The organism is Rhodopirellula bahusiensis, from assembly GCF_002727185.1.
GTDB classification, from domain to species: Bacteria; Planctomycetota; Planctomycetia; order Pirellulales; family Pirellulaceae; genus Rhodopirellula; species Rhodopirellula bahusiensis.
The window spans coordinates 45,709-57,902 of sequence record NZ_NIZW01000014.1; the positions used below are offsets into that span (position 1 = coordinate 45,709).

At 54.9% G+C, this 12,194-nt stretch carries 11 protein-coding genes; 6 read left to right on the plus strand and 5 right to left on the minus strand.

Annotated elements, in window-relative coordinates:
• Positions 1-82: 82 nt before the first annotated feature.
• Both CEE69_RS18100 and CEE69_RS18105 read left to right on the plus strand, forming a co-directional pair.
• Positions 83-496 carry a DoxX family protein gene (locus CEE69_RS18100; protein ID WP_099262034.1) on the plus strand — a complete coding sequence of 138 codons (414 nt, stop codon included), beginning with the start codon at positions 83-85 and terminating at the stop codon, positions 494-496.
• Positions 489-1,205 carry a ZIP family metal transporter gene (locus tag CEE69_RS18105; RefSeq protein ID WP_099262035.1) on the plus strand — a complete coding sequence of 239 codons (717 nt, stop codon included), beginning with the start codon at positions 489-491 and terminating at the stop codon, positions 1,203-1,205. Before CEE69_RS18100 ends, CEE69_RS18105 begins: the two co-directional genes overlap by 8 nt.
• Before the next feature lie 19 nt (positions 1,206-1,224).
• On the opposite strand, the gene CEE69_RS18110 is transcribed toward CEE69_RS18105, so the two are convergent.
• The 4 genes from CEE69_RS18110 to CEE69_RS18125 form a co-directional block, all read right to left on the minus strand.
• The gene (locus CEE69_RS18110; RefSeq protein ID WP_099262161.1) at positions 1,225-1,407 is read right to left on the minus strand and encodes a YqaE/Pmp3 family membrane protein; all 183 of its coding nucleotides are present in this window, start codon (positions 1,405-1,407) and stop codon (positions 1,225-1,227) included.
• A 69-nt stretch (positions 1,408-1,476) separates the two neighbouring features.
• Positions 1,477-2,502: an NADP-dependent oxidoreductase gene (locus CEE69_RS18115; protein WP_099262036.1), complete on the minus strand. Its 1,026-nt coding sequence runs from the start codon at positions 2,500-2,502 to the stop codon at positions 1,477-1,479.
• A 3-nt stretch (positions 2,503-2,505) separates the two neighbouring features.
• Entirely contained in the window at positions 2,506-3,879 is a 1,374-nt protein-coding gene (locus CEE69_RS18120) for an NAD-dependent succinate-semialdehyde dehydrogenase (RefSeq protein WP_099262037.1), read from the minus strand.
• Between the two features lie 77 nt (positions 3,880-3,956).
• Entirely contained in the window at positions 3,957-4,736 is a 780-nt protein-coding gene (locus CEE69_RS18125; RefSeq protein WP_099262162.1) for an SDR family NAD(P)-dependent oxidoreductase, read from the minus strand.
• A 281-nt stretch (positions 4,737-5,017) separates the two neighbouring features.
• On the opposite strand from CEE69_RS18125, the gene CEE69_RS18130 reads away from it, so the two are divergent.
• Entirely contained in the window at positions 5,018-5,716 is a 699-nt protein-coding gene (locus CEE69_RS18130; protein WP_099262038.1) for a hypothetical protein, read from the plus strand.
• A gap of 130 nt (positions 5,717-5,846) precedes the next feature.
• Positions 5,847-6,215, plus strand: coding sequence for a quaternary ammonium compound efflux SMR transporter SugE (sugE, locus tag CEE69_RS18135; RefSeq protein WP_099262039.1), 369 nt, complete (start codon positions 5,847-5,849; stop codon positions 6,213-6,215).
• 12 nt (positions 6,216-6,227) lie between these two features.
• Here the strand turns inward: sugE and CEE69_RS18140 are convergent, their stop codons facing one another.
• Positions 6,228-6,686 carry a DUF1569 domain-containing protein gene (locus CEE69_RS18140; RefSeq protein ID WP_261341355.1) on the minus strand — a complete coding sequence of 153 codons (459 nt, stop codon included), beginning with the start codon at positions 6,684-6,686 and terminating at the stop codon, positions 6,228-6,230.
• Between the two features lie 354 nt (positions 6,687-7,040).
• Here CEE69_RS18140 and CEE69_RS18150 point away from each other — a divergent pair, with 354 nt between their 5' ends.
• Together CEE69_RS18150 and CEE69_RS18155 are read left to right on the plus strand one after the other, a co-directional pair.
• A complete protein-coding gene (locus CEE69_RS18150) occupies positions 7,041-8,843 on the plus strand; it encodes an efflux RND transporter periplasmic adaptor subunit (RefSeq protein WP_099262042.1) in 1,803 nt (600 codons plus the stop codon).
• Positions 8,840-12,187, plus strand: a complete 3,348-nt coding sequence (locus tag CEE69_RS18155) for an efflux RND transporter permease subunit (protein WP_099262043.1) — start codon at positions 8,840-8,842, stop codon at positions 12,185-12,187. The genes CEE69_RS18150 and CEE69_RS18155 overlap by 4 nt, the downstream gene beginning before the upstream one ends.
• The last annotated feature ends 7 nt before the right edge of the window (positions 12,188-12,194 follow it).

Here is a 12,194-nt window from a genome sequence, read left to right on the forward strand (position 1 = left end):
CCGCAATAGAAAGCGGGAGACGCATGAACTTGCTATTTGATTTTGATCGCCCACCATCAACCGACGAAGCGAGTGGATTTCTATGAGTCACTCTGGTCTTCGTCGGTTGATTGACGATTGTCGCGTCGGATTGATGTGGTTGCTCGCTCTCCTGTTCACCGCGGCGGGGCTCAACCACTTTGTTTCGCCTGGCTTCTACGTCCGAATGATTCCGGACGGCTGGCCAAACCCACTGATGCTGGTGCATGTGTCGGGCGTCTTTGAAGTGATTGGTGGCGTCGGCCTGCTTGTGCCGCGGCTTCGAACATTGGCTGGTTGGGGGCTGATCGCCTTGCTCATCGCCGTCTTTCCCGCCAATATTTACATGGCACTGAACCCGGAACGGTATGATGCGTTTTCTCAAGCGGGGTTGCTTGCGAGATTGCCCGTGCAAGGCGTGCTGATCGCCTTGGTTTGGTGGGTTGCATGTCAAAACGGGAATCGCAACGTTGAATGAACTGGCGCAGGTCTTGTTGCTGACGACGATGGCGGGATCGGCGATCCCGATTGGCGGTCTTTTTGCAATGACCGAGAAGATCTCGCTTGAGTGGCTTGAAACCGAGTTTCGGCACAGTGTCATCGCATTTGGTGGTGGCGTCCTGATTTCGGCGGTCGCCCTCGTGTTGGTTCCCGACGGAATCAAGGAGCTTTCACTCACTTGGATCATCGCCGCCTTTGTGCTCGGTGGACTGGCGTTCTGGGGGCTGGAGACTCTGCTGGATCGGTCCAAGAGCTCGATGGCGCAATTGGTCGCGATGCTTTCCGACTTTGTTCCCGAGGCGATTGCCTTGGGGGCAGCGTTCGCAACCGGCGAAAAGGCTGGGATGCTGCTGGCCTTTCTGATCGGACTTCAGAATTTGCCCGAAGGTTTCAACGCCTTTCGCGAATTGGAAGTGTCGTCCAAGCTGCGAGGTTGGAAACTGGTCGCGTGCTTGGCCGCCTGCGTTCCACTTGGGCCGATCGCCGGATGGATTGGCTATCAACATCTAGCGAGCTACCCGCGAGTAGTTGACTTCATCATGTTGTTCGCGGCCAGCGGAATTTTGTACCTGACGTTTCAAGATCTGGCACCGCAGGCTCGAGCTGAGAATCAACGAGCACCGGCGATCGGTGCTGTGCTCGGATTCCTGTTGGGGCTGATTGGTCACGTTCTGCTAGCGAGCTGAGCTGTTGCCGCGAGTTCGTTCACGGAAGACGCGAAAGACCGGGCGGTCGCGACGCCATGATGTACAGTGAGTACACCAGTCCGGGGACGAAACCCAGTAAAGTCAAAACCAAGCTGAGCCAGAAGTGATGCCCCAGCCCAAATTGCATGTAAATCGCGACGGGTGGAAGAAGGAAAACGAGTAGGAGTCGAATGTAATTCATGGAGATAATCCTCATGGAGTGATTTCAGTTCCTCGATGCAGCGTTTCCTTCTGCTCCACCGCCTTCGTGTTAGCTCAGCCGAACGAGTTGCTTGCCGAGGTTGTCGCCTTCAAAGAGTCCGATAAATGCATTGGGTGCATTTTCGATTCCATCGGTGATGGTTTCTTCCCAGACCACTTTGTCCTGTTGAATCAAGTTCGCCATGTCGCGAACAAATTCGTCTTTTGCATCCATGTGGTCGCGGACGATGAAGCCTTGGATTCTCAGACGCTTCGCGATGACTTTGAACATGTTCCGAGGCGCTGAAGGTGCTTCAGTCGCGTTGTAAGTCGCGATCATGCCGCATTCGACACAGCAGCCGAAGTCGTTCATGTTGTCGATCGCCGCTTCCAAATGATCGCTGCCGACATTGTCGAAATACACATCAATCCCGTCGGGAGCGTGTTTGGAAAGCTCCTGACTGAGATTGTCGACTTCCTTGTAGTTGATCACCGCGTCGATTCCGGTCTTGTCGTTGAGCCACTGAATCTTTTCCTTCTTGCCAGCGCTCCCGATCACACGGCAGTTCATCGCTTTCGCCAGTTGGCAAACGATCGACCCGACCGCACCGGAGGCGGCCGACACGAACACGGTGCTGCCTTCTTTGAGTTGTGCGATCTTGTGCAGGCCAACCCATGCGGTCATGCCGGTCATCCCGAGCGCGCCGAGAAAAGCTTGAGGCGGCGCCAGACTTGGATCGATCTTGGTGATTCCGTCGCCGTTGGAAGTCCAGTACTCACGCCAACCAAGGTTTCCTAGAACCAAGTCGCCTTCTTTGTAGTCGGCGTTGTTCGACTGAATCACTTCACCGATGCATCCGCCTTCGAGCGGTTCATCGATTTGAAACGGCGGAACATAGCTGTCGGTGTCCTTCATGCGGCCTCGCATGTAGGGATCCACCGACATCCATTGATTCTTCACCAGGATCTCGCCGTCTTTGACTGGTCCCACTTCCGCGGAACGCAAGTCAAAGTTCGATTTCTGTGGCATCCCATCCGGACGCGAAGTCAGTTCAATTTGCTTGGACTGAACAGTTTGGCTTGTTGCTGTGCTCATGATTTATTCCTTGTCTCCCAAGTGGATGAGTTTCTTATTGACGAACTCCAGGATGCCCAGTTGCGAAAGTTCGCGACCGTAGCCGGAATTCTTGATGCCGCCGAACGGCAATTCAGCTTGTGAACTGGTGGGTTGATTCAGGAACATCATTCCCGTCTCCACCCGCTCGGCAACGCGGCGACCTCGCTGGATGTCTTTTGTGTAGACCGATCCGCCCAACCCATACGAAGATCGATTTGCCAACTCGATCGCGGCCGCTTCGTCATCGACGACATAGACGGTTGCAACGGGACCGAAGAGTTCTTGATCGAACGTCGGGTTGTCTGGTGAGACGTCGGTCAGAATGGTCGGGTTGAAGAACGCCCCGTCACGATCGGGACGGTCTCCGCCCAATACCACCGTTGCGCCTGCATCAATCGATGACTCAACTTGTTTCTGAAGATTGACTGCCGCGCCTTCGGTCGAAAGCGGCGAGAGCGTTGTGTCCTCGTCCATCGGATCGCCCAATTTTAGTTCGGCGAGCTTTGATTTGAACCCGTCCATGAATTGGTCCGCCACGGACTTCACGATGATGAACCGTTTCGAAGCCACGCAGGACTGACCCGCGTTGACCATACGGCCTTTGACAGCTTGCTCGATGACAAGATCCATGTCGGCATCGTCGAGAACAATGAAGGGATCGTTGCCGCCCAATTCGAGGACACTGCGTTTGAGATTCTTGCCAGCTTGTGCGGCAACGGCGCGGCCAGCGGGCTCACTTCCCGTTAGCGAAACGCCCTGAACACGCGAGTCCGAGACGATCGAGTCGACAAAGTCCGATGGAATGAACAGGTTTTGATACACGCCATTTGGCAGCCCGCATTCGTTGTAGAGTTCTTCGATCGCCACCGCACACTGTGGCACATTGCTGGCGTGTTTCACCATCACGGTGTTGCCCGCCATGATGTTGGGTGTGGCGAAGCGAACGACTTGATAGAACGGAAAATTCCAAGGCATGACACCCATCAGCACACCGATCGGCTCGTAGTGCAGGTAGGCGTTCGCGTCGACGCGATCCATTGTTTGGTCCGCTAGGAATTCCTCTGCACCATTGGCATAGAATTCGGCGATGTCCGCGCAGTAATCAATTTCGTACTGCGATTCCGAGATTCGTTTGCCCATGTCCAAGGTGATCATTCGGGCGTATTCATCCGAGTCCGCTCGCAGGAGCTTCGCGAATTTCAGAAGGCACTTCTTTCGTTCTTCGAAGGTCGTGGTTCGCCAACTCTGGAATGCTTCGTGAGCCGTTTCGATGGCCTGCATCGCATCATCTTTGTGAAGCGGTTCAAATTCGCGAATGGTTTCGTTGGTGGCTGGGTTGACGCTGGTGATTGACATATTCGAATTCCTAGAGAGGTGGATTGATTGGGTGGTAGGCGAGGGCAAGTTTTTTGGTAGTGCGTTTTGATTCCGAATCAGGCACTCTGCATCTTGCCGACCAGTTTTCGAGTCGCGAAACGTGGCAAGAAGCCAGCGGAGGTAACCATCAGTCGGTTTTTCCAACCGGGAATGACGATGTCTTCGTTCTTCAAGAAACCTTCGTAGCCCGCTAACGCCACGTCCTTGGCGGTCATAGCTGTGGACGAGAACACGTCCAACTTGCCCATGCCCGAGTCTTCACCGAATCCGGTTTCCGTCGGACCGGGTTCGAGACAGGTGACGTGCAGTTCCGTCCCCGAAAGCTCCTCACGCAAAGCTTCGGTGAATGACAACACGTAGGCCTTGGTCGCGTAATAGACGGCCATGTTTGGACCGGCCTGGTAGGCGGCGATGGAGCCAACGTTCAGCACACCGCCGCGATTTCGTTGCAGCATGCCGGGGAGCAATTGGCGAGTGAGGCGAGTCAGTGCGACCACATTGACCATCACCATGTCGGTTTGGCGATCGGCGGAAAGCTCCGAAAACTTTCCGAGGGCACCAAACCCTGCGTTATTGACCAACGTGTCGATCGTGATGGACCGCTGCGTTAGTTCGTTGCAAAGCTGGTTCACTGCATCAGCGTGCGAAAGATCACTGGTGATCACGGTCGCACGTTGGCCGGACTGCGTCTCGATCTCGGACGCTAACTCGCGAAGTTTGTCCTCGCTGCGAGCGACCAGAACGACATCATTTCCTCCCTTTGCGAACTGGATTGCCAATTCACGTCCAATCCCCGATGAGGCTCCGGTGATGAGAGTGGTGTTGTTTAGAGTCATCGATCGGTGTCCATTGAAGTAACGGGAAGAAAAGGCTCGGTACCCGCGTTTTGCCGCGAGCGACACCGTGAGGCGTTCGCTTGCAACCAAAAACGAGTTGCGAGAACCAACACCGTCGCACATGCCATGCCAAGCAATTTCGCGGCTCAGAATGGTCTCGGGCGGCTCAAAGGCCGGAACCGAAGTCGGACTGGCATAGGAAGTGCATCGACCCATCAGTGGGGCAAACTGCTATTCGAGCTATATGGGCTCTCTACACTTCGAGCGAACTTTTTGTGACTATGAATTGGCTGACACATCAATGGATTCTCGCCGGCATGGTTTCTTCTGCGGCGCGGTTCGTTCCCCTGCCGTTTGTGGACGATGTGATCCGTGGTCAATGTCGTCGCTATGTGGTGACGCGAACGCTGGAAGCACACGACCGAACAGATTCACTCAAAGAACTTCGTGCGTTCTACGCAGATGACTCGGGCTGCATCGCGGGTTGCCTGGGGATGCTCGCAAAGGCACCGATCAAGCTGTTGTTGTTCCCCATCCGAAAGATCGTTGCAATTTTGACTTCGGTGCGAGGCGTTCCGATGGAGATCATTCGGATGGTCTTGCTCGGGCGGACTCTCGATCGACTTCTCAGAGAGAAAGTGATCACGACAGGCCCGGTAAAGCCTCAGCAAGTCTTGGCGATGCGAGAAGCCTTTGAGGAGGCATTTGCCCGGATGGATTTTCGCGTTGTTCGCGCAGCACTGTCAGACGCTTTGTCCGGAGCGGCGGGGTGGAAGGAGTCGGCAATGGATTTGGCCGCGAATGTGGCGGGGCGTGAGAATCAGGCACAACCCGCTGGAGATCTTCAGGCGGATGCCAACATGGAAGCGGGGGCAAAGCAAGTCGAAGAGGTTTTGGATCGCCCAGAGCTGGTCGCTGCGTTTGTCGAGTTCGACGATCGCTTCGATGATGCCTACTCGTCAAAGGATGCAAACGCCTGATTGAGAAGTCGCTCGGTCTTGCCATCTACGATTGCGAGGAGATACTGGAAGATTCGCCGCGTGTTTCCATCACAGGTTGTGGTTTGCAGCAGCGGGCGTCGCACCGTTTCGATTGCTTGAAAGAAGAACGATGGCTTGGGGTTACCTGTTGATTGCCGGTTTGCTTGAGATCGGATGGGCCGTCGGATTGAAGTACACCGAAGGCTTTTCTCGTCCCGTCCCGACGGTGATCACCATCGTGGTTATGATCGCGAGCTTCTTCACGCTTTCGTTGGCGCTTCGCGAGATACCGCTTGGAACGGGCTATGCCGTTTGGACTGGGATTGGTGCCGTGGGAACCGCGATCGCCGGAATGATTCTGTTTGGTGAATCCAAGGATGCGATACGGTTGGCATGCATCGCTGTGATCGTGGCGGGAATCGTTGGTCTGAAGCTGGCTTCGTCGCAGATCTCAGACACTGATTCTCAGCAGGACGTGACCTCAACCAATGAAGGTTGAATGGCCAAACGCTCACTCGTTTGGCGTTAGAAATCGCAAGTGATGGGCGGCGTGAAGCGTATGGATTTCTTCGATCCCTGCCCGGCTCATACGGCCAAAAGCAGGGTGCGGTGCATACTCGCCTTGGTATGAGTGAAACCGTTCGACGCTGCCGGCAAAACTCTCGACCTCTTCTGCGTCGTTGACGTCATCGGGAGGCACAAACATCGACGAAGTCCGAATTCCACGCGGTGAATCGGGACGCCGGAGTCTAGGAAGAAGAAACCTTCGCATCGCTGGACGCAAGAAAGCAAACAACGACATCCAGGCTGGGTAGCCATCGACGCTTGGGTCCTGGACCAACGTGAGATGTCGGCATATTTGTCCGAGCGACCAATTGCCACAGGGCGTGTAGCCGGAGCGGAGAAGTGATTGAGCTTCCTGAACCGCATCGTCCAGGTTGTCAAACTGCAATGATCTTAGGTCCGTCACGATTCGGATACACTTTCAGAAGTCATCAACATATTGGATGGGTGAACTCACGATTTGCTTCATCGTATCCAAACGGGGCGTTTCATCACTCCTCGATATGGCGGCGAATTGTCACGTTCGGTATCGATCGCAGAGAGATCGAAGCAGTCGCTACGATTTTCGAAGAATGTTCGTTTGAATGCGGCGGACAAAGTCGGGGTTTCACCATCGTGGCTGGACGCGCATAAGATCGTTGTGCCCGATCGTAGCTTTGCCAGTTTCGAATGCTTGGTACAAACCGCGACGTGCTTCCCGCGTGGGTGTTCCGATTGAAACTTCACGCTGCGTATCGCTCTTCTCTGACTGCATGAATTCATGACTGATCGCCTTTCGAGCCATTTGGGGCATGCCGCCCGTTTTGGGGTCTTCGCTGGATTCCTTTGGGCACTCGGGTGCACCCCCAAAGAAGAGGCCAAGTTTGAAAAGGCACCGAGGCCTGTGGAGGTGATGACGCTGACACGATCCGTTCCGGTTTCGTCTTACACCGCGTCGGGCAGCGTGCAGTCGTGGAAGACGGAGGACATTGGATTCGAAGTCAGCGGGAAAGTTTCGTGGGTGTTGGAACCAGGTGAAAACATTGATGGACGAGTCATCGATGTGGATGGACAAATGGTCCAGCATGGAACACCGCTCGCCCAGATCGAGCCGGAACGATACGAGATTGCCGTTGAGTCTGCCGTCGCTGATTTGGAAGTGGCCCGGCTGAACAAGGAAAGCATTGAGATTCGCTTGGAGGAGTCGTTACCGGCTGAGTTGGAATCGGCTCGGGCGAATTTGGCGCTGGCGGAGATGGAGTTTTCACGCATCGAAAACTTGAAAGACCAGAACGCGGCCTCCAAGAGCGAGTACGACCAATCCCGAAACCTCGTTCAAACGCGGTTGGCTTCGTTGAGCGGATTGTTGGCAACAGAAAAGCAGACTCGCGCGGAGTTGAAGTCAGCAGAATCGCAAATCCGACGTGCCGAGCAAACGCTTCGCGATGCGGAACGTGATTTGGAACACACCACGCTGTATGGCTCCTATCAAGGCCAGATTTCCGGTGTGAATGTTGTTCCGGGAAGTGTTGTCAACGCGGGCGATCCGGTGCTGACATTGCAGATGACCAATCCGATCAAGGTCGAAGTGGAGTTGTCGGCGAAGCAATCACGCTCGATGCGCCGACGCCATCAATTGCCGATCACTTACCCATTGCCGGACGGCACGCAGATTCACACCAACGGATTCATTTACAACGTCGATGCCAGTGCGGACCCGGACACTCGCACATTCACGATGACGTTGCTGCTGTTGAACGAACGTTTGCGAGATCCATTGCCGGACGAGCTGCCAGAAGACAAGATCGCTCGTTCCGAAGACCTTTGGCCATTGCGACTCAACCGCATGATGGGCACTCCGGAAGATGTGATCTTGGTGGAAGAAGAATCCATTCATCGCGATGAACGCGGCGCCTACATCTACGTCGTGACCAACAGCAAGTTGCGAGAACGCTTGCCTGATGTTGTGAAGGTTCGCCAGCAAAGGTTGGTCGAGAACGATCTCAAGATTCCGTTTCTTGGGAACTGGGTGTTTCGAAGCGTGCAGATGATCAATGAAAACAACAAGCCGATCGAGGTCGACTTGGATTCATTTTACGTCGGCAAGATCGTGGGAGATCCAAGCAAAGAACCCGTCGATGCGACTCCAGGTGGGACGCCACCCAAGAACTGGGATGGGGAGTCGTTTGTCCTGGACCCTGGATCTGAGTGGAAGTTGCGTCCAGGTGAATTGGTGACGGTTGATTTGGCGGATCAAAGCGAACGAAAAGGTTTCTTTGTTCCGTTCGATGCAATCGACGAAGAGGCTGGAGATGCGTTCCTGTATGTCGTGAAGGACGGTCAAGCTTCCAAGGTCATGGTCGAAGTGGTTTCGCGAGAGAATTTGGACCTCGGTTCGATGATTGAAGTGCAGTCGCCGGAGCTGAATGAAGAAATGCTCATCGTTGTGCGTGGTGTTCACTATCTCAGCGATGGAGAGCGAGTTCGGAAAGTTGGTGCGGTCCGGCGTCTTGACGAACTGGAAGAAACGCACTCGCCCGGAACCCCAGTTCCATCGATCGTGGTGGAGGGATCCGCAGAATGAACTTGCCAAGTTTGGCGGTCAAATACCGCCCCATTGTTTTCTCGCTCGCGATTTTGGCTATGGCATGGGGAGCCATGACCTATGTCACGATCCCACGACGCGAAGACCCCGAGTTCACCATCCGCGTTTGCGTGGTTTCGACGTCGTGGCCGGGCGCTCCCGCTGAGACGGTCGAAGAGCTGGTCACGGACAAAATCGAACAGAACCTGACCAGCATCGAAGAGGTGAAACTGACCCGGTCCACCACCCTGACCGGTCAGTCGACGGTGTTCGTTGAGTTGGAAGATGACATCCCGCCAGCTGACATCCAAAACGTCTGGGACAAGGTTCGAGCTCGAGTGGATTTGGTGGCAATGCCAGCGGACCATGTTCGCCCGATCGTCAACGATGAGTTTGGTGACACGGCGGTGTTGCTGCTGGGGATTCATCAGATGCCATCCAAAGGAAGAGCGGAGATCCGACCGGGAGACCGCTACTCATTGCGGCAATTGGAAGAGTATGCGGAAGACGTCCAGGACGCTTTGCGTTTGTTGCCCGGCATCGCGAAAGTCGACATGTTTGGGCAGCGATCCGAAGCGATCTTCATCGAAACCAATCTCGCTGATTGGGCCCAGTTGGAACTCACGACCAACCAACTCGAATCGCTAGCCGATGATCGCAACATCATCCAAGCTGGCGGCGAACTGGACACCGAGTCGGGGCATTTTTCCGTCAAGACCGAAGGCGAATTCAACGCTGTCGATGAAATCACCCAAATCGCGAGCACGGTGCGAACCAGTCGAGGCGACAACAGTGTTTCGCTAGCGGAACTCGGGTTGAGTGTGACGCGGGACTACGAAGATCCTGCGAACTATGTCTGCCGAGTCGGCGATGCCAAAGGCAGCACGCCCGCGGTAATGTTGGGGATCACGATGAAGTCGGGTTCCAACATCATCGACGTCTGTGAAGCGGCCAAAAATCGCGTATGGGAACTGGCCGAGGTGGAACAATTGTTGCCACCCGACATCGGAGTGACCGCCGTTTCAGACCAAAGTGAGAGCGTCGCGAAAAAAATTCGTGATGTGATCATCAACGTTGTCGAAGCCGTCTTGATCGTCGTGGTGGTGGTCTACTTGGTCGTTGGTTTTCGAACGTCGTTTGTGATGGCGGCCAACATTCCAATCGTGGTGGTTGTCACCGTTGGTTTGATTTCGTTGTTTGGTGTGCAACTCGAACAAATTTCGCTCGCCGCCATGATCATTTCGCTGGGATTATTGGTGGACAATGCGGTGCAGGTTTGTGACCAAGCCAGGTCGAACCAAATCGCTGGCATGGAACCTTTTCCTGCTGCGATTGACGGGGCCAACACGTTGGCGATTCCAATGTTGGTGGGCACGCTAACGACGATGGCCGCCTTTGTTCCGATGTTGTTCAGCTTGGAAGGTGGTGGCAAAGAATACGTCTACAGTTTACCGGTCACGGTTTCGACAACGCTCGCGCTCAGTTGGGTGTTGGCGATGTCGTTGTGTGTGATCCTGGCGGGGATGTTCATTCGTGCTCCCAAAGCCGATCAAACGGGTTCGCCCGTCGTGGCAACCTGGAATCGTGTCGCAAGTTGGTGGCCTCGGAGAAAGCGTCGTTCCGGCCAATCGACCGAAGCACCCGCGTCCAACGTGGGAAATCCAAAGCAAGAGAATCTGCCATTTCGCATCTACGGTTGGCTGGGCGGATTGGCGGTCAGGTTCAAGTGGTTGACCGCGCTGGCGACGCTCGGGTTGATGATCAGCATTTTGACATTGCCCGTGAGTTCGGAGTTCTTTCCGGATGCGGACGGGACCCAATTCGCGGTGAAGGTGCTGCTTCCCGAAACCGCGACGATCGAGCAAACCGATCAAGTCACGCGAAAAGTTGAGACGATTTTGCAGCGGTTGGGGACGGAGAATCTGACGGAAAACGGATTCGCTCAACCGCCACTTCGAAGCTATCGGTCGTTGGTTGGGGGCGGAGGATCGCGTTGGCATCTCGGATGGAATCCCGAGCCCAAGTCACGATCTTTCGCCGAGATTCTGGTTCGCACAAATGATGGATCGGTCACAAAACAATTCGCCCAACGTGTTCGAGAAATTTCGGAACGCGGAGATGAAGCATTGGGAATCGAACCAATCGTCGGTGCTCGCATTGTCCCGGTCCGTTTGGCATTGGGGCCGCCGGCCGATCCCTTGGTCTTCCGTATTTCAGGCAACGGTTTTGCAAATCCAACGGTGCTTCGCGAAACGGCGGGCAAGTTGAAGCGTTTGGTCTCGGAACAGCCCGAAACATGGGACGTTTCCGATTCCTGGGGAGTCGATGGGTATCAAATTCAGGTGGCCGTCGAACAGGACCGTGCGGTGTTGGCGGGCGTCACGAATTCGCAGATCGCGAGGACGCTGAATTCCTACTACTCCGGTTTGCAACTGACGACCTTTCGAGAAGGGGATCACGAGGTGCCGGTCTACTTTCGTTTGAAAGCCAGCGAACGTGAATCGGTGCGTGGTTTGCAAGAGTCGTATGTTGAAGGGGATCGCGGGAAGGTGCCTCTGGCATCCCTGGCGGTTCTGAAGCCGACGTTCGAACTTGCCAAGATTGAGCGACGCAAAATGAACCGGACGATTGAGGTCAGTTCCCAAATGGAACCTGGCGTCACCGGGAATGACGTGGTGTCCCGAGTTTTGAAATCAGACGAGATGCGGCAGTTGCAAGAGGACCTGCCTACGGGATACTGGATCGAACCCGGAGGATCTTATGAAGAGAGCGCAAAAGCCGGTGGGCAAATGATGATGTCCTTTGCGATTTCGTTTTTGTTGATCGTGCTGTGTTTGATCTTCCAGTACAACGGATGGTCCAAGCCGCTGATCATTCTTTCCACGCTGCCACTGGCGTTGGTTGGTGCATGGTTGGGACTGTATCTGTCAAATAAATCGCTTGGCTTCATGCCGCAATTGGGCATTTTGGCGTTGTTCGGCATCGTGCTGAACACGGCAATTATCTTCGTCGAGTTTGCCGACATTGTGATCGCCGAGCGGGCGCGTGCCAAAGCGTCGACCGGTGAAGCCGATGGACCCATTGTTGGTTTGACCAAAGCAGAGTTTCGTGATTGCTTGATCGAGTCGGGCAAGCAACGAATGCTGCCAATTTTTCTCACCACCGCGACGACGGTCGGTGGTTTGGTGCCCTTGGCATTGAGCGGCGGGCCACTGTGGGAAGGTTTGGCGTGGTGCATGATCGTGGGGTTGCTGCTGACCACCACGTTGACGTTGTTCATTGTTCCCGCCTTCTATGCCATTTTGGTGGAAACGTTCCGGGTCGCCCCGGTCAATCAACCGTGAGACGCTG